At 61.4% G+C, this 19,677-nt stretch carries 11 protein-coding genes; 1 reads left to right on the top strand and 10 read right to left on the bottom strand.

Annotated features, from left to right (window positions below; all coding sequences use genetic code 11):
• Position 1 precedes the first annotated feature (1 nt).
• The 10 genes from AC3IFE_RS07065 to AC3IFE_RS07020 form a co-directional block, all read right to left on the bottom strand.
• On the bottom strand, positions 2-253 hold the full coding sequence (locus AC3IFE_RS07065; protein ID WP_089469956.1) for a PAAR domain-containing protein: 252 nt from the start codon (positions 251-253) through the stop codon (positions 2-4).
• A 174-nt stretch (positions 254-427) separates the two neighbouring features.
• Positions 428-1,165: a hypothetical protein gene (locus AC3IFE_RS07060; RefSeq protein ID WP_489190019.1), complete on the bottom strand. Its 738-nt coding sequence runs from the start codon at positions 1,163-1,165 to the stop codon at positions 428-430.
• Between the two features lie 194 nt (positions 1,166-1,359).
• Positions 1,360-2,142: a hypothetical protein gene (locus tag AC3IFE_RS07055; protein WP_489190018.1), complete on the bottom strand. Its 783-nt coding sequence runs from the start codon at positions 2,140-2,142 to the stop codon at positions 1,360-1,362.
• Positions 2,139-5,078, bottom strand: coding sequence for a glycoside hydrolase family 19 protein (locus tag AC3IFE_RS07050; RefSeq protein WP_489190017.1), 2,940 nt, complete (start codon positions 5,076-5,078; stop codon positions 2,139-2,141). Before AC3IFE_RS07050 ends, AC3IFE_RS07055 begins: the two co-directional genes overlap by 4 nt.
• A gap of 61 nt (positions 5,079-5,139) precedes the next feature.
• A complete protein-coding gene (locus AC3IFE_RS07045) occupies positions 5,140-7,644 on the bottom strand; it encodes a type VI secretion system Vgr family protein (protein ID WP_489190016.1) in 2,505 nt (834 codons plus the stop codon).
• A gap of 498 nt (positions 7,645-8,142) precedes the next feature.
• A complete protein-coding gene (locus AC3IFE_RS07040) occupies positions 8,143-9,249 on the bottom strand; it encodes a porin (RefSeq protein ID WP_489190015.1) in 1,107 nt (368 codons plus the stop codon).
• Between the two features lie 63 nt (positions 9,250-9,312).
• Entirely contained in the window at positions 9,313-9,732 is a 420-nt protein-coding gene (locus AC3IFE_RS07035; RefSeq protein WP_126369521.1) for a DoxX family protein, read from the bottom strand.
• Between the two features lie 175 nt (positions 9,733-9,907).
• Positions 9,908-11,185, bottom strand: a complete 1,278-nt coding sequence (locus AC3IFE_RS07030; protein WP_489190014.1) for a c-type cytochrome — start codon at positions 11,183-11,185, stop codon at positions 9,908-9,910.
• A 2-nt stretch (positions 11,186-11,187) separates the two neighbouring features.
• Positions 11,188-12,807, bottom strand: coding sequence for a GMC family oxidoreductase (locus AC3IFE_RS07025; protein WP_489190013.1), 1,620 nt, complete (start codon positions 12,805-12,807; stop codon positions 11,188-11,190).
• Positions 12,807-13,313 carry a sugar dehydrogenase complex small subunit gene (locus tag AC3IFE_RS07020; RefSeq protein WP_489190012.1) on the bottom strand — a complete coding sequence of 169 codons (507 nt, stop codon included), beginning with the start codon at positions 13,311-13,313 and terminating at the stop codon, positions 12,807-12,809. Before AC3IFE_RS07020 ends, AC3IFE_RS07025 begins: the two co-directional genes overlap by 1 nt.
• A gap of 310 nt (positions 13,314-13,623) precedes the next feature.
• On the opposite strand from AC3IFE_RS07020, the gene AC3IFE_RS07015 reads away from it, so the two are divergent.
• Positions 13,624-19,674, top strand: a complete 6,051-nt coding sequence (locus AC3IFE_RS07015) for an alpha-2-macroglobulin family protein (protein WP_489190011.1) — start codon at positions 13,624-13,626, stop codon at positions 19,672-19,674.
• Positions 19,675-19,677 lie beyond the last annotated feature (3 nt).

The raw sequence follows: 19,677 nt of genomic DNA, 5'->3' as shown, positions 1-19,677 counted from the left end.
GTTACACAAGACTCGAAATCAGGTGACAACCGCATGTAGCGCGATGGCCGTGTCGCGCTATCGGAATACCGTCGTCCTTCATCGATTCGTCGCCTTCCTCGATGATGTTCGGCGATACGTCGGGATGCTGTGGACACGACACCCGGTCGCCTTTGCGCGCAACGTAGCGGCCATCGAATTTCATGGTCGATGAGCCCGTTTCGACTTTGCCGCCGTGGTCGGTAGCATCGCCAATTCTAATCAAATTAATCACTCGAATTCCCCCAACTGGCTGCCACCCACATCACCCACTCAATTAAAGCATCTAAGTTACTTGCATATAGCCAAGCGCGCATCATCTAGATATTCAACCATGACACCCGCTAGCGATCAGACAAATATATCTTTCTGACTTACTCTGGCATCGATATAATCAATGAGCTTTCATTTATAATGGATAGTTCGATTGGATATTTCCCAATGCCTCCGCGCGCTGCGCCGAAAAACTTGCCCGACTTGTCGGGCAAGATTCGAAGCAAGCAAGGCTCTCAGGAGTTACATCAAGTTGAGTAGGGTAGATATAAGTACGGCGCCCAATTATTTTACCATTGATGTCATGAACAGATGATTCAACCGATCGGAAATCATCTTGGATTATGATCTTTCGAGAAGACGCCTCTCTCGGTTCAAAATTATTCCGCCACTGCGATGCCAAGTCCCATGAGAATTTCGACAATCCCTGTGGGACCTTCAGTGCAAGCTCGTCGCCCGACCAAACATTGTATCCCCTCCGCGAGGATGCTTGCATCGCAATCGAAAAATAAATCACCCGATCAAATAAAACTCGATCACCTGATTTTAGAATGTTGACGACCATGAATGATTTATCGTTAGTCCCGCTTTCTTTTACGAGGTAGTATTGGCTACCTCGCAACATAACATACACACCCCGCATGGATGGACCATTAATTCTCCTTCCATTCTGACTGACATTTCCGTCAGACCGATGCATTAAATCCCATTTCCCGTTGACGTAAAATTCACATGGAGCAGACTTTGAACATTCTTTTGCAAACGAGAACGTCGAAGCAAAAATCAGTGACAAAGACAACAAAATATTCGTATACAAATTCACACCTTTCCCCGGGGTATATACTCCATCCCCAAGCAATGCATTCTTTGCCAATTTCGACTCATACCATCAGCAGCTTCATTGCCTCGAGAGCACAGGCGGCATTTTTGCCGCATAAAGCCATCTTCTTAAATTAAGTTGTTCAAATGCTCGCTTAACAAGCATCCTTCCCCGATCCAATCAGATTAATCACCCATACCCCCCTTTTACTACCATCTATATCACCCCATCCATTTTAGATTCCTGACCTACTTGCATATAGCCAAGTCTTCGCACTTGATCCATTTGAGGATAGTGCCATGCCGCTTCGTAAAATATTTAACGAGATACCAAAGGCCGTCTTCACTATTAAAATCTGCCAACTGAACCTTATCACCCTTCAGCAAATACATTTTTGCCGAAGAAGAATCTGAATGATCATCGTATAATCTTGCCTTATCCGCTACAACCAGCGTAGTTATCGGCGTGCGCCTCGCATAGTCCCGTTGATTTGTAACGATTATTTTTTCAGAAATTTTCCCATCTGCGTACACCGAACGGGAAACTTCATCGCATCCAATACATGCATCAGTTATTGCGATTTGATACCTTCCATTTTTAAGCTTATAGATATCCTCATATTGCTTCGCATCAAGCCGATACGAACTAATCAAGCTATCGCCCTCGACTCGGAAATTACATATATCTCGATCCGAAAACCTCAAAGCGGAAAATCTGTGTGACGCACGGTCATATGAGAAAAATTTCGAACAACCATCGCTCCCACCACTCGTAGCAGCAATCTCCTTATTTCCGTCCTTATAAATATCAACAACAGCTAAATTCTCGTAACCCTCATCAATAGCCTTTTTTAGATCGCCAGTCGGCTCAATGCCTTTGCATGCTGACAAACCGCTGCAATCATGGATTTCCCCTGCTTTATTTATTGAGAGCCCATTGGCAATCTCAGCAGAAGCAACTGATAATGCGGTCATTGCAATCGCGGAAATCAAGCCAAATTTGAGCAACGCATCTCTTTTCCAAATTATCAAGTCAACCTCCACTCTTTCTTGATTCGATCAAAAAGTTCCTGACGTTCAGGCAATCCATTATGCCCACCATTGACGGCCAACGTAATTAATCTAACATTATTTTTCTCATGATCTACGATAATATTTATATCACCCTTGGCCTCATACTTTTCCGAAAGCGTTCCTTTGTGCCGCCAATACCAGCAAGATGCATCGATGGCGTTTTCCATATCGGTAGCAATAAGCTCAGGATTGGCCACAAAATCGATTCCCCTGTGTGCGGAGTATGCTGCATAGTTATTTTTCCACGTCAGCTGAAGTATTCCCTTTCCCTTATATTTCGGCCCATCTCCGAGAGTAGTATTTCCATTCTTAATAGCATCCGGATGCACTCCAGGGTTATATCCCTCACCGGAGGCGAACTCTATTGTTGTCTCGAACCTAGCCGACTCGTGGAAACATTGCGCGAGAAAATGGGCTTTATGATAACACCCGACAATGCCATACTCCTTCAATTTAGCATTGAGCAGCGAGACGAATTTATATTTGTCGTATTTATATATATCCGGGTATTTTTCCGGAAACTCCTGCACAAAGGTCCTTGATCCGCCTTTCCCCGTAAACCAGTCTCCCGATTTTTCATAAACCTTTTCCAATAGCTCGACCGTAATTGCGCAGCAGTCTGTGTCCGCAAAATTCCCGATCAACCCAATCGGATGGAAGTGCCAAGGCGAAAGATCTGTGGGGAAACCGTCAACCCCCTTGATCTGCTCCCACCATTGAAGCTTCGCGAGCCGGTCAAGTTCCGTCTTCCACATCTCGGTCTGCTTCTGCATGAGCGGGTTAAGTTCTTCCCACTTGCCGAGACCGCCGCCCCATTCGGTTTCATTGCGCACCACCAAATGCGAAACCGCTTCGGCCATCCACGGCGTTTCCAGTGCATGCTTCAGTTCTTGTGCCGACACCTTCCCGTCGTGGTTCGTATCGATCGCCTTTTCAAGTTTCGTGATGAGTTCGCCAGCGTTGACCTTCGCTGCCGTTTCCATAAACTCCGTACCGTCCTCATCCGCCAGATATTGCTCGGTCGTATGTATATGGCGTTTGAACATGTCAGAAGGGCTGACGCTGCCGTTGTCGACCAATTCGAAACCCGGCCATTCCCATGAACTCCGGAACTGTACGTGGGGATGGTCGGTTTCACACACCCATCCTTGCCGTGAGGACCCATCGTTCGAGCCGATCGTGATATTCCACCAATGATGGCCCTTATCATCAATTGCGATGTTATCCGCGCCAAGCTTGTTGAGTTCAGCGCGACGAAGCACACGCCGAAAGTCTGCGCCGGGCCCTGCGGCCTTGGAAACGTCCAGGGGAAAGTTCTGCCACCCCGACACATTCGCCGTGCTGATTGTATTGGCGAGACTGCTTTCTACCCACATCGGCTTCCCGACGTCCTTGAGGCTCTGCGTCGCCTTCTGCTTGCCTTTCGCAGGCACATTCGTCACGCTCTTCGGCTGCACCTTGACCCAACGTGAACCTTTCACGTCGCCTATCGGCACGAGCTTCAATCCGGCCTGCGTCAGTTGCTGATCAGGCGCGGGAATTTCGCTGACCAGCTTGGCGCCCTGCTCGATTTCCAGAAGCGGTTTGCTTTTATCGTTCAGTTCTTTGGCACGCGCGCGGCTTTGGTTCATGAAATCCTTGAAATCCGCGCCAGCGAACACTTCGAGATGCAGCATCGGGTAGTTCGGCTTCGGCGGTATCGGACTTGCCTTCCTGGGCCATTGATACTGGCCGACATGCGCGACGACTTCGCCTGCCTTGATGCGCTGCGGCTCCTTCAGGATAACGACCGTATCGAGCGGCTTCGGATCGACAACGGCATCCAGTTCTCCTTTGAACACGTAGCCCCAAGGCGCTTGGGGGGATACCGGCTTACCCACTTCGGCAGACAAAACCGTGCCCGATTTGATGGCCCTGATCTTGATCCAATCCGTGTGTGCGGGATCGCCTTCACCGGCAATCACTTCGGCCCCGGTCGGTAATATCCCGAGAATCTTGCTCTTTCCGTTTGGCAATTCGCGAATGCGCAATCCCATCTGCGGAGCCAGTAGGGCGACATCTTGATCGCTATCGGTCGGTATCGGCTCGTTCTGGCTGGTATTGTTGATGGGCAGATCGTCGGCCGAATCCGCTCGCGTAGCGGGAGGCTGGACAGGTGCCTTCGGCTTCGGCACCGATTGTGGGTCCTTCGCCTTGTCGCCGACTCGATAATAGCGGTCGCCTTCCCAGTATGACATCGGCGTTGGAAGCGCCGGATCGGGTTTCGGGTTCGCCTTGGCCTGCTCAATCGCCTTCTGATAGGTCGCCCAATCCATCGTGTGCATGTACAGGCTGAAAAACACGAGGGATTTGTCGTTCGCCGGTTTGGTGTTGGACGGCGCATTATTGGCTGGAGCGGGTGTAGGAGGTGCAGCGTTCGTCGATGCTGGTGCGGGAGCCGACGCGGGTGCCGAAGTCGGTTTCGCAGGTTCCGTCGGTGCCGGTTTCGGCGGCAATTTCAGCTCATGCCGAATCAGCACAAAGCCGGTCGAGTAGTGCGCCAGACCGAGGTTGTTCGGATACGTCGTTTCCTCGTATTTCGTGTTCAGCCTGTATGCAACAATCTTGCCGTCCGCAATCGCGCGCACACCGCTGTCCTGCTTCAACATCTCCGCGCTGCCTTCGGCGAAGTGCACGCCCCCATGCCACATTCCGCTGACGCCCATCGGATAAAAGCCGTTCTCACATTTTGCCAGCGCCTGGAAATACGTCATCGGGTCTGTCGCGTCGGCCTTACCTACGGGCGTGAACGGATACGCCCAATTCAGCGTGGTATCCGCAGGTTTCGTTGGTTTCGGGGCCGATTGCGGCGCGGTCGCTGGATGGTGCTTCTTTTTATGGGTTGTCTTGCTCATGATTCCCGACTCGGATTCGGTTTCAGGATTTTTTGTGATTAGACTGTACCGGTCGCGCGGTTCAACCGGAGAACACGGTAAAACGCCCGCCCTCAGTCGATACCGGCGACGAATTCAGCGGATTTTGCAGCGCACCGCTTGCGGCACCGGCTTTCTCCCAATTCGCGCACTTTTCTACAATCTGCCCCGACGTTGCATTCTCGATCATGTTCGCCGTCAGCTTGATATACGAGCCGTTGGCGCCGATCCAGATTTCATCGGCCGACAGATACATCTTCTTGCCCGCAGTAATCTTCACATCTTGCGAAGCGGCCAAACTCATCGAATCGTTCTGGGCCTGAAGGTCTATCGGGCCGCTCGCCGCGTAGATCTTGACGCCGAGTTTTTCCGCAAACAGGCTGATTTGCTCCAACACACTGGCGAGTAACGCCCGTCCGGCTGCGAGGTTGATGTCCTCTCCGGCAACCACGTTGGTTTGCTTGTTTGCCGTGATATGCGCCGACCCTTGCGTCGATGCAGCAATGCCTTCCGGACTCGACAGCAGCATGATCGGCTTCCCGAAGCCGTTCGCGTTGCCCGTGCCGCCGCCTGCCGTGCGGCCGCCTTTGGTCGTGCCAGCCACCGGGTGCTGCGTTGCGTCCGTGAAAGTTTTCAGTGCATCGTGGCCGTCTTGCTGACTCTGCGCCCGATTCGTCTGGCTCGCCTTCGACGTCGTCGCCAGCATTGCTTCGGCGCGGGTAAGCTGTTCGGACGCCGCCGTCACACTCAGCGGTTGGGTCGCGACGGGTTGCGTCGACACATAGAGCCCTTGTTCGGCCCGCACCGCACCGTAACCCAACGACTTGAGATCGAAGCCCTGTCCGATAAACGCGCCGCGCGTGTTGCCCGAATGCTGGATCAGGTAGCCCAGGTGCAAATGAGAGCTATAACTCGTCGAGTACAAGTGCACGCGGTTCTGCCCGCTGGCGTCGTCCATCATCAGCTGGTTGTAACCATCACCGCCGTATTCGCGCGACAGCAAGCCGGAGGTCAGCCCATGCGTGTGCCATTCCGGCATGCTTTCGCCGCCGTGCATTCTCGACAAGATCACGGGCCGATCGCAATCACCGTTGATGAAGCCGATCAAAACTTCGTCGTTCTTGCGCAGCGGAAACATGCCGCCACGCTTGTGGCCCGCGTCGGGCATCGCCGCGCGTATCCACGCCGAGACGTTCTGGTCGCCGTCATTGAGTCGATCGGATGTCAGCCGAACCTTCGCCCGGAGCATCGCGTCGGTATAGATTTCTTCGTTCTCCGGCCCGCCGACGATGCCGGTCTGAAGCTGCATGACGGGCTTCTTGTGTTCGAACGGACTGCGAAACGCGACGCGACGCCGTTGCGCTTCGATTTCGACGTGGAAGAATCCGACACCGCCGTCGTCGTGGCGCACCGCCGAACCCGCACCGTTCGCACGCGCTTGCTCGACCTCTGCGCGCACGCTCTTGCGAAACCGCATCAGGTTTTCAAGACCCGGCACGTTGTTCTGGATGAGCCAGTTCACGGAAAGAATCGCCATCTCGCGATCCTGTTCCGACTGTGCATCGTGCACAGGGTGCCCGGTCAGCAGGCCATAGCGACCAGGCCATGCACAACGCAATGCGCCCACACCGTAGAAGCGTTGCGCCCGTGAGCGCCATTCTTCTGTGACAACGTTTGCCTGAGCCTCGCCCATGTCGCGATCCGACCACGTATGCGACCCCGTGTATTCGTACTGCTCGCCCAGCCCCGGCACATCGTCAAGATCGAACGCGGGCATCGTGACGTGCTTCGAAAGGTCCGGACGCTTGTAGTCGAATGTGCCCGTATCGAGTTCGGCCGACTGAATTTCTTGCGAGTCGATCCACTCACTCAGGCCATCGAATTCCTCGTCTTGTACCGAGCGGCTAAACAAAATGGTCTTTTGCTTTAACTCGGGAACCGAGAAAAGATCGTCCATGATGACGACCTTGTGAGACTTGCCGTCCTGCGCGATATCGAAACGCGGAAAAAGACCGAGTTCTTCAAAGGTACGGTGGACGTAATTCCAGTCGGATTCCCATTGCATCCGCTGAGAATACGAGCGCAACGATTGACGCAGTTGCCAAGTAAAGTTACCGGTCGCCTGCGGATACTTTCCCAGCACATCGGACACGGTTTGTTGCGCAGGCGTCTCGATCCAGTCGCGTCGGTCACTGCCGAGGCGCAGCAGCGCGAGGAATGAATTGAAGCGGAGTTGATAGTACGTATTGGCTCCGTCCCCGCCCAAGCGGCTGAACGCCGTCACATAACCGTGAATCGGCATTTCGCTGCCATCCGTTTGCCGGATCCACAGCGTCACGGATTGCCGGATCAGCGCCTTCGCCGGAATTGTTTCGAGCCGCGTCGATGTTGCATCGATCGTGAATTCGAAGTCTCGCCCAAGACACGCGCGCCCCCGGACATAAAGCGGGACCAACCAGTCTTCGCCAAGCGGCGTATCGAGGCGGACAATTCGTCCGTGTTGCACGTATTGCGTGCGCAGTGCCTTGTTCAGGAGATCGGAAACCATCAGGCTACCCCGTACCATGTAGTAACAAAAACGGCCGCCGGGAAGCGCCGGGCGGCAGATTGGTATCTCATCGAAATAGGAAAAAGGCCCAGAATTTTCCGGCCACTGCTGGGGCTTTCGGCATAAAAGGATTCAAGCCGCACACCGGATCGAGCCGGAATTCATCATATCAAATCCAACTCGGATGCAACTTACGCCATGCTTTCGAGCACAACGATATCCGCAGGCGGCGCAGGCACGCCGCCCGTGGGGCCACTGCATGCGGCAACGGTAACGACAGTGCCCACCGTAGCCGGGCCAGCCAGATAGCGATAAATCGAATAACCGTCGTTTACCTTGGAGCTTTCAGTCTATAAACATCAAAAACTGTGAAGCCATCGGGCACGGCCTCCCCGCAATGCAATGCTCGTGCAAATTATGCGCCCTCCAAGCGCTGTAAACGCAAAAGGCTCGGGTTCGATCACCCGAGCCTTTTTCACCAACACAAACCGCCCGCACTCAGAACGTATGCATCATCCCCACATACGCGCCCGTCTGCGACTCGCCCGTTATCGGGCTCGTCCCCGACGTCGCATCCCGCGGCGTCGCGAGTAGCGAGAAGTTCGAATTTCCACCGTTTCGCGCATACGCGACCGTGCCATACAGGAACGTCCGTTTCGACAGGTTGTACGTGGTGCCGAGCACGTACATGATCGCGTGGCCCGACGGATCGTGCGACGCATCGCCGCCACCATCACCCACCTTCACGTAATACCCGCCACCTGTCACGGCCCACTGCGGCGTCGCCGAATAGGTCGCGCCAAGCCAGTAGTGATCCGCCCGATCGGCGACACCGGCCGGACTATCCGGCGCCTGGTAGTGCGTATACGCGCCCTGAATCTTGAACTTCGACACCTTCACGTTCGCACCCACGAAATACTCGCGCGACGCCGTAAAGATATTGCTTAACTTGCCGTTGTTGTCGCGCAGCTCGTCATAGATGCCGCGCACGTCGAGCACCGGTGAGTGGTACGAGATCATGATCCCGTCCGAGCGGCCGAAATCGTCGGCAGCGCCGTAATTGAAACCGCGCGACTGGTTGCCGAACGCGTATTGCGCCTGCACGTCGAAGCCGCCGATCACCGGGCTGTGATATTCGATGTTGTTGCTGCTCTGCTGCCAGTTGCGACCGCGTACGAGCGACGCCGACGAAAACGCCTGCTGGACGAACGGATCGAATTCCCACACGCCGTCGCTGTCGATGAACAGGTTGCGGCCGGCCTGCAGCTGGCCCCACGTGTCGCTCTTCAACCCGACGTATGCGCGCCGCGACCACATGCGCCCGCCGCCCGTCTGGCCGTTCATCACCTGAAACGCGGTTTCCAGGTTGAAGACCGTCGACATCCCGCCGCCGAGATCCTCGACGCCTTTCAGCCCGAACATGCTGGTGCCCCAGTCACCGCTTTCCGCGGTCCAGCGCGTTCCGCTGCCGCCGTTCGGCTTCGCGATGTGGTTCAGGTATTCGATGCCGCCGTCGATCCGGCCATACAGCGTGACGCTCGTCTGTGCAAACGCAGCCGCCGGCGTGGCGGCCGCAATCAGCCATGCGAAGTATTTGAGTCGCAAAATGATGCCCCCTCGAAATCTCGACCGTCCGTCGCGCGCCCCATGCACGCGCCTCGGGTCTGCTTATCCGCGATCGATCGAAAAACGTCCGGGGCCGGCCGCGCAGAGCGCAAGCAAGCCGCCCGAGATCGCGATGTTCTTGTAGAAATGAATCATGTTGTTGATCTGCTCGCCGCCCGTCATCGTCCAGTAGTGGTGGCCGATGATGCCGGTGCCGATCGTATACAGCGCAAGCAGCAGCGCGAGCGGTCGCGTCTGGAAACCGACGAGGATCGCGATCCCGACGAACAGTTCCATCACGACGGAGATCGCCGCCGAGATGATCGGGGCCGGCGCACCCTCGCTGCCCATGAACGCGATCGTACCGGAGAAGTCGACAATCTTCTTCCAGCCGAACATCACGAACAGGATCACGAGCAGGATTCGGGACAACAGCAGCAGCACATCGCGCTGGGACGCGAGAAACGGTTGATTCGGTGTCATGGTGTGATCAACGAAAACGATGCGCGCGCAACCGCACGCACCGGATTGCCTGTGAACCGGTGCGGGCGGCCAATCGCGCCGCCCGCCCCGCTCTGCAACAACCGGCATCGGGGCCCGCCCGATGTGCTGTGCTCCTCCTCTTTTGTGTTGTCGCCCTGCTTCGTCGCGTGCCGCGTCAGCGCAGCTTCGCGACGTCCTGCTCGGTCACCTTCGCGGCCGGATTGCCGAACTGCCCGGTCACGTAGTTCGTCAGCGCGGCGATCTGCGCATCCGACAGCTCGTGACGGAATGCCGGCATCCCGACGTCCTCGCTGCCGGCCTTGCGCTGCACGCCGTTCAGGATCACCTGCACGAGGTTGGTCGGATTCGGTGCGCCGACCGTCGAGTTATGGAACAGCGGCGGGTAGTAACCGTCCGGCGTGCCCTTGCCTTGCATCTGGTGGCAGGTCGCGCAGTTGCCGAGATACAGCCGCGCCGGATCGATGCCCGACGACGCGAGCGCGACGCCGCGCAGCTTCAGGCCGTCCTCGGCCGGCTTGCCCCACGACGAGCGCGACTGCTTCGCATCGCCATTGGCCACGGCCGGCACCGTCCGGATGTACGTCGCGATCGCGCCGATGTCGGCTTCGGTCATCTTCGAGAAGCTGTGCTCGACAGCCTCGGCCATCGGGCCGGCCGCCTGCGCAAGGCCCGGCACGCTGCCGGTGCGCAGGTACTGGACGAGCTGCTGCTGCGTCCAGCCGCCGATCCCCGCGTTCGGGTCGGACGTGATGTTGTAGCCGTCCCAGCCCGCGAGCACCGAGCCCGACAGGAAGCTGCCGCCCGTTTCGTCGAGCGACTTCTCCTGCATCGCGATGCCGCGCGGCGTGTGGCACGTGCTGCAGTGCGCAAGGCCCTGCACGAGATACGCGCCGCGGTTCCACTCGGCGCTCTGCGCCGGCTTCGGCTGGTAGACGCCGTCCTTCAGGAACAGCCAGTTCCAGATCTTCAGCGGCCAGCGCATGCTCAGCAGCGCAGGGATCTCGTTCTTCGGCGGCGCCTGCTTGACCGGTTCGACGCCATGCATGAAGTAGGCGTACAGCGCCTGCACGTCGTCGTCGTTGATCTTCGCGTACGACACGTACGGCATCGCGGGGTACAGGTTGTCGCCGTTCTTCGACACGCCGTGACGCACCGCGCGCTCGAAGTCGTCGAACGTCCACTTGCCGATGCCCGTATCGGGATCGGGCGTGATGTTGCTCGTATAGATCGTGCCGAGCTTCGGCACCGGCATGCCGAGGCCGCCCGCGAACGGCTTGCCGCCCTTCGCGGTGTGGCAGGCCATGCAGTCGCCCGCGACCGCGAGGTATTCGCCGCGCTTGATCTGCGCCGGATCGGCGGAATCGGCCGCGCGCACGAGGCCCGGCAGCGCGAGGCAGCCGGCGACGAGGAAGGTGAGAGTAGATTTCCGCACGGTCAGACTTCCTTCTTCAGCGTGTCCGACATCCGCAGCGCGAGCGCCGCGATCGTCAGCGTCACGTTCACCGTACCGACGGTCGGCATCGTCGAGCTGCTCGAGATGAACAGGTTCGGATGGTCGAACGTGCGGCAGTCCTTGTCGACGACCGAGTCGCGTGCATCCGCGCCCATGATCGTCGAACCCGTGATGTGGTTGTTCGGCGCGAACTCGTCGTTGAAGACAACGTCGGTGCCGCCGAGCACCTTCGCGGCCGTCGCGTAGACCTCGCGCGTGTGCACGGCGCCGCGCTTCACGTAGTCGTCGATCGCATACGTGATCTCGGGGCGCGGGATGCCGATCGCGTCGGTGGCCGTCTTGCTCGGCACGATGCGGTTCTCGGGTTGCGGCAGGATTTCGTGGAAGCAGTCGAACTGCACGTAGCGCGCGGAACGGTCGCGGATCTGCGCGTCGAGCTCCTCGGGCTTCATCAGCTTGCCGGCCTTGAAGATCTTCTGCGTCTCCTGGTTGATGCGCGACATGTTCGACAGGTGGATCTTCTTCGCGGCTTCGGTCGCGCGGAACGGGCCGTCGCGGAAACCGATCAGCGACGTCATCTCCTGCGGGCCGCGGCCCGGCCACAGCTTCTCGTTCGCGTAGAACGACACGCCGGTGCCCGGATGGTCCATCAGGTTGCGGCCAACCATGTCGGAGCTGTTCGCGACGCCGTTCGGGAAATCGCGGTTCGCGGACATCAGCAGGATCTTCGGCGTCTCGATGCCGTTCGCGGCGAGCACGAAGTACTTGCCCTCGACGCGATGGTCGGCGCCCGTCTTGTCCTTGTAGATCGCGGCGACGATGCGCTTGTCCGGCCCGGTCTCGAGCTTGTAGACGACCGCGCTGTCGATCAGCTTGGCGCCGGCCTGCTCGGCCTTCTCGACGTGGACGATGCCGTTGTACATCGCACCGATCGGGCAGATCGGCATGCAGTTGTTGTTCCCGCAACAAGTCGGCCGGCCGTCGTACGGGCGGCTGTTGCGTGCGACCGGCTCGGTCACCACGTGGAACTTCGGGTCATAGCCGTTGAGCGCGCTCTTGATGGTCTGCTCGTTGAACGACAACGGCAGCGGCGGCATCGGGTATGCCTGCTTGCGCGGCGAGTACAAATCTTCCTCGGGGCCCGGGCCCCACACGCCGAGTTCTTCCTCGGCGCGCTGATAGTAATGCTCGAGGTCGTCGTACTGGATCGGCCAGTCGCGGCCGACGCCGTACACGGTCTTCATCTTGAAGTCGTTCGGGATGAAGCGCCACGCCGACGCGGCCCAGTGCCACGTCGTACCGCCCACCGCGCGGATGTACTGCGAGTTGAACTTGTGCTCGCCCTTCAGGATCAGGTAGTCGTTCGGCGGGCCGTATTCCGGATGCGGGGCCCACGGGCTCGACGGGTACGGCGCCATGAAATCGGTCTTGTCGGGCTGGTTGCGAAAACGCTCGACGATTTCCCAGCGCGGCATGCGCGGGCCGGCTTCCAGCAGGATCACGGACTTGCCCGCCATCGCGAGCTGGTGCGCGACGATCGCGCCGGCGACACCCGATCCGACGACGACGATGTCGGCTTTTTGCGTATCGGTATCGGCCATCAGGCTTGCCTCTCGATCGGTTTTTCGGCCCAGAAGCCGGGTTTGTTGGGGCAATACGACGGGATCACGAGGGTATCGGACACCACGCTGAACATTAATGCTTCTTCGTAGGTAATCACGACGTTATCGACGATGCCGAGATACCACGCGCCGAGAATCGTCAATGCGAGCGATTCCTGGTCGGGATTCAGCGAGCCGGATGCGAGCGCACCGGCGAGTTGCGGCAGGCTGTCGGCCGTCTTGAACGAGCCCTTCTGCAATGCCTGCAGATAGCGCTCGCCGGTGACGCGGCTCAGCCCTTTCTTGCCGGTCAATGCTTCGGAAAGCGTCATGAACGTATCGAGCGGCGCGGTGCCGGGATCGTCGGCCAGGGCCCGCAACGCCAGCGAGCCGGTGAGGCCCGCCACCGTCAGCGCCAGTGCGCCCTGCAGCCATTGACGCCGCGTGATGCCGGTTGCGGCTGCGTCGTTGTCACGACGCGATTTGGGGGTGTTGTCGTTGTGCATGTTTCCTTCTCTCGAACACCGGATTCGGGAAAACCACGCTTGATATTTCTCAAACATTGGCGCGGACCTGAAATGTACGCGCTCAAGCCGGATCAAACAATCTTTTTATAGTCGATTAAATGTTCCGCCATCCGAGACAATCGAGATTTCGCTGCAATTTTGTGTCGTCGGCGCGACAGATCCGTTGCCCGCATACCCGTGTCGCGTGCCGACCACACACTGCACCCGCACGCCGCACTGCGCGCGCATGGCGGTCGGTTAGAATCGCGTGCAATCAAACAGAAAGCTTCCCTCCGAGGGCAATCGAGCGATGAAGCAGCGCGACAAGCACAACAAAGAAACAAACCCAACCAACCACACGACCCGGCTGCTCTGGCGCATCGGCGCCGTCGCGGCGCTCGGCGGCGCCGCGGCGCTGTCGCTGCATGCGGGCGCGGCGCGCACGGTGAGCGTGTCGCCGCAAGGCACGATCACCGAAGTCCGGCAGAGCGTCGTCAAGTTCGACGAACCGATGGTCGCGTTCGGCTCGGCCTCCGCGCCGAGTCCGGCGCGCGTGACCTGCAACGATTCGACGGCCGCGCGCGGCTCGGGCCACTGGCTCGACGACAAGACCTGGGTTTACGATTTCGAAAGCGACCTGCCGCCGGGCGTACGCTGCTCGGTCGCGCTCAACGACACGCTGCGCTCGGTCGCCGGCAATGCGGCCAGCGGCCCGCGTCGCTTCACGTTCCAGACGGGCGGCCCGTTCCCGGTGTCGGTACGCCCCGGCTCGCGCGAGATCGAGGAGCGGCAGGTCTTCGTGATGAAGCTGAACGGCCCGGCCGAGCCGCGTTCGGCAGTCGCGAACATCTGGTGCGAAGCGGCCGGCATCGGCAACCGCATTCCCGTCACGGCGGCCGACGACGATACGCGAAACGCACTGCTCGACCATTTCGGGTTGAAAAAAGAGGCGGCGCGCGTGCTGACGCTGTCGTGCGCGCAGGCGCTGCCGGCAAGCGCGAAGATGCAGCTCGTGTACGGCAAGGGCGTCGCGAGCCCGAGCGGCATCGCGAACGAAACCGAACGGCGCTTCGATTTCACCGTGCGCGCCCCGTTCGCCGCGAGCTTCTCGTGCGAACGCGAGAACGCGAAAGCGCCCTGCACGCCGCTGCGCCCGCTCACGCTGTCGTTCAATGCGCCGATCGCGCGCAAGCAGGCCGAAGCGATCAAGCTGCGCGGCCCCGACGGCACGCTGTCGCCGACCTTCGCGGCCGACGATCACAGCGAGGAAGTAACGACCGTCACGTTCAATCCGCCGCTGCCCGCGCAGGCCGGCCTGACCGTCGAGCTGCCGTCCGGCCTGCACGACGTGACCGACCGGCCGCTGTCCAACGCCGACCTGTTTCCGCTCGCGACGCGCACCGCACCGATGCCGCCGCTCGCGAAATTCTCGTCGGGCACCTTCGGGATCGTCGAGCGCTTCGCCGAACCCGGCACGCCCGCGCTGGTGCCCGTCACGCTGCGCAACGTCGAGGCCGACCTGCATATCGCGGGCCTCAATGCGGGCGGCGCGCAATTCGCGAACCTGAAGGTCGAGAACGACACCGCGATCCGTGAATGGATGCGCACCGTCGATCGCTTCGACAACTGGTCGATGACGGCCGGCTCGATCGACAGCCAGATTCCGGGCTTGCTGGAACGCAAGGGGCAACGCCCCGTCTATGTGCCGCTCGAGGCCGGCGAAAAGCAGCCCGCGCCGAAGAACCGCCGCATCGACGTGCGCTCGCTGTCGCTGCTCGCGGGCGAGCCCGGCGCGCAGGTGCTGACGCTGCCGAAAGCCGATCCGAAAGCGCTGCGCCCGTTCGAAGTGGTCGGCGTGCCGATCGAGAAGCCCGGCTTCTACGTGCTCGAACTCGCGTCGCCCGCGCTCGGCCGCTCGCTGCTCGCGAAACCGTCGAGCATGTACGTGCGCACCACCGTGCTCGTCACGAACCTCGGCGTGCACCTGAAACAGGGCCGCGAAAACAACCTCGTGTGGGTCACGACGCTCGACAAGGGCAAGCCGGTGCCGAATGCGCAGATCCGCGTGTCGGACTGCAACGGCGACGAAATCGCGGCCGGCAAGACCGACGCGCAGGGCCTGCTGAAGATCGACGGGCCGTTCGAGCCGAAGCGCGCGTGCAGCTCGTCGGAACAGCGTTTCGACGACTACTTCGTGTCGGCGCGCGTCGACGATCCGAAGACGGGCCCCGACATGGCGTTCGTCAGCTCGGACTGGAACCGCGGGATCGAATCGTGGCGCTTCAACGTGCCGACCGACACCGACAGCGCGCCGACCGTGCGCGCGCATACGGTGTTCGATCGCACGCTGCTGCGCGCCGGCGAAACCGTGTCGATGAAGCATTTCATCCGCACCGAGACGCTGCAAAGCCTCGCGTTCCCGTCGCAATACCCGACGCGCGTGACGATCCGGCATCTCGGCACGGGCCAGACGTACAAGCTGCCGCTCACGTGGGCGGCCGACCACAGCGCGGATTCGCAGTTCACGCTGCCGGCCGCCGCGAAGCTCGGCGAATACAGCGTCGAACTCGAAGGCGGCCCGGACGATGCGCCGACCGCCACCTACTACAGCGGCAGCTTCCGCGTCGAGGCGTTCCGCCTGCCGGTGCTGAAAGGCTCGATCGGCGCGCGCGACGCGCAGAAGAGCCCGCTCGTCGCGGTCAAGGAAGCGCCGCTCGCGGTGCAGATCGACTACGTGTCGGGCGGCGGCGCATCGAACCTGCCCGTGCAGGTGTCGGCGCTGATGAAGTGGGCGTCGCCGCCGTTCGCGGATCGTTTCGAGGATTTCAGCTTCACGCCGTATCGCCCGGACACGAGCGACGGCAATGCCGACGACGATGCGCAGGACGGCGACAACGCGTCGTCGTCGGCGTCGAGCAACGATCCCGACGCGACGAAGCTGATCGCCGACAAGCTGCCGCTGACGCTCGACTGCAACGGCGCGGGCTCGGTCACGCTCAAGGGCCTGCCGGACGTCGACGCACCGAAGCGCATCGCGCTGGAGGCGACGTTCGCGGACCCGAACGGCGAAGTGCAGACGATCCGCGGCGACACGATCCTGTGGCCGGCCGCGGTGGTGGCCGGCATCAAGGCCGGCCGCGGGGTGTCGGTCGGCCAGCGCGTGCCGGTGCAGGCGCTGGCGGTCGATCTGCAGGGCAAGCCGCGCGCGTCGGTGCCGATCGAGATCAAGGGCGTCGCGCGCATCACGACGTCGTCGCGCAAGCGGATGGTCGGCGGCTTCTATGCGTACGACAACAAGAGCGACACGCGCGACCTCGGCGTGCTGTGCTCGGGCAAGACCGACGACAAGGGCCGCATGGCCTGCGACGCGACGCTCGAACAGGCCGGCAACGTGCAGCTGATCGCGGTCGCGAAAGACGGCGACGGCCGTACGTCGAATGCATCGACGTCGGTATGGGTCACGCGCGAGGACGAACTCTGGTTCGGCGGCGACAATACCGACCGGATCGACGTGATCCCCGAAAAAACGTCGTACGAACCGGGCGAAACGGCCCGCTTCCAGGTCCGCATGCCGTTCCGTTACGCGACCGCGCTGGTCGCGGTCGAGCGCGGCGGCGTGATGGAGACGCACATCGTCGAGCTGAACGGCAAGAACCCGACCGTGGACCTGAAGGTCGGCGAATCGTGGGGGCCGAACGTCTACGTGTCGGTGCTCGCGCTGCGCGGGCGGATTCGCGAGGTGCCGTGGTACTCGTTCTTCACGTGGGGCTGGAAGGCACCGGTCGAATGGGCGCGCGCGTTCTGGCGCGAAGGCCGCCACTATGAGGCGCCGACCGCGTTCGTCGACCTGTCGAAGCCCGCGTTCCGCTATGGCCTCGGCGAGATCAAGGTCGGCACGGGCGTTCATCGCCTCGGCGTGACCGTGACGACCGACGCGACCCGCTACACGGTACGCAGCAAGGCGCAGGCGCACGTGAAGGTCACGCTGCCGAACGGCCAGCCGGCACCGGCGGGCACGCAGATCGCCGTCGCGGCCGTCGATGAAGCGCTGCTCGAACTGATGCCGAACAACAGTTGGGACCTGCTCGACGCGATGCTGCGCCGGCGCGCGTACGGCGTCGAAACAGCCACCGCGCAGATGGAAATCGTCGGCCGCCGCCACTTCGGCCGCAAGGCGGTGCCGGCCGGCGGCGGCGGCGGCAGCGCGCCGACCCGCGAGCTATTCGACACGCTGCTGCTGTGGAACCCGCGCGTGACGCTCGATGCGAACGGCAGCGCAACCGTCGACGTGCCGCTGAACGATGCGCTCACGCGCTTCCGGATCGTCGCGATCGCGGCGGTCGGCCCCGACCGTTTCGGCACGGGCAGCACGTCGATCCGCAGCACGCAGGATCTGCAATTGATCTCCGGCCTGCCGCCGCTCGTGCGCGAAGGCGACGCGTTCCGCGCGCAGGTCACGCTGCGCAACACGACCGACCGTGCGATGCAGGTCGTCGTGACGCCACGCGTGACGGGTCTCGACGTCGCGCCGCAAACGGTATCGCTGGCGGCGAATGCGGCGACCGAGGTCGCATGGACGATCACCGTGCCCGAGCAGGCGCTCGATGCGGCCGGTGCGCTGAACTGGCGCATCGAGGCGGCCGAGCAAGGCGGCAAGCGCGCGTCCGACGCGCTGGCCGTCGCGCAGAAGGTCGTGCCCGCGCTGCCGGTGACCGTGCAGCAGGCGACGCTCGCGCAGGTCGACGGCACGCTGACGGTGCCGGTGGCCTCCCCGGCCGGCGCCGCGAACAACGCGCAAGGGCTGCCGCGCGGCGGCATCGCCGTGTCGCTGCAGTCGAAGCTCGCCGACGGCCTGCCCGGCGTGCGGCGCTGGTTCGAGCGCTATCCGTACCGCTGCCTCGAACAGCAGACGTCGCGCGCAATCGGCCTGCGCGACCCCGCGCAATGGCAGGCGCTGATCGCACGGATGCCCGTCTATCTGGACAGCGACGGGCTCGCGAGCTATTTCCCGCCGTCGTCCGACGATTCGCATCACGGCAGCGCGACGCTGTCGTCATACCTGCTCGTCGTGTCCGACGAGGCAAGCCGCCTCGATCCGCGCTTCGCGCTGCCGGAAGACCTGCGCACGCAGCTCGAGGCCGGGCTCGCGCGCTTCGTCGACGGCCGCCTCGAGCGCAACACGTGGGCGCCGCGCCAGGATCGCGACCTGCGCAAGCTCGCCGCGATCGAGGCGCTGTCGCGCTACGGCGCCGCGCAGGGCCGCATGCTCGGTTCGATCGAGATCGCGCCGAACCAGTGGCCGACGTCGGCGGTGATCGACTATCACGCGATTCTCACGCGCGTGAAGGACATCCCCCAACGCGACGAGAAACGCGCGAAGGTCGAGCAGATCCTGCGGGCGCGCCTGACGTACCAGGGCACGCAGCTCGTGTTCTCGACCGCGCGCGACGACGATCTGTGGTGGCTGATGACCAGCAACGAGACCAACGCCGCGCGTCTCGCGCTGGAGTTCGCGGGCGACCCGGCATGGAAGGACGAAATGCCGCGCGTGACCGCCGGCCTGCTCGCGCTGCAACGTCAGGGCGCGTGGCAGACGACGACGTCGAACGCGCTCGGCCTGCTCGCGATCGAGCGCTTCTCGCGCACCTACGAGAGCACGCCGGTCGCCGGCGCGACGAAGGTGGCGCTGGGCGGCGACGAGCGCACGATCTCGTGGTCGCAGGCGGCATCGGCCGCGCCCGCCGATGCGCCGGCGTCAGCCACGCCGGCGACCCGCGCGGCCGCCGCGCGCAGCGTGCTGATGCCGTGGCCGCGTGCGTCGCAGGGGCCGGCCACGCTGTCGGTCACGCAAGACGGCACGGGCCGCCCGTGGGCCACGGTCGAAAGCCTCGCGGCCGTGCCGTTGCGCGCGCCGTTCGCGGCCGGCTACCGGATCACGAAGACCGTCACGCCCGTGTCGCCGGCCGTCAAGGGCGTGCTGACGCGCGGCGACGTCGTGCGCGTGCATCTCGACATCGATGCGCAAAGCGACATGACGTGGGTCGCCGTCAACGATCCGATCCCGGCCGGCGCGACGATCCTCGGATCGGGCCTCGGTCGCGATTCCGAAGCCGCGACGCAGGGCGAGAAAACGCCCGACGGCGCGTGGCCGGCGTTCATCGAGCGCGACTTCGACGGCTACCGCGCGTACTACGATTATTTGCCGAAGGGCAAATTCTCGGTCGAGTACACGGTGCGGCTGAACAACGTCGGCACGTTCGGACTGCCGCCGACGCGCGTCGAGGCGCTGTATGCGCCGTCCGTGTACGGCTTGTGGCCGAACCCGCCGATGACCGTGAAGCCGGCCGACGCGGGCAAGTGACGA

This window comes from Burkholderia sp. APQ4-4ca (assembly GCF_057837105.1).
The sequence above is the reverse complement of the archived record's forward strand: the minus strand, read 5'-3'. Positions and strand labels throughout refer to the sequence as shown.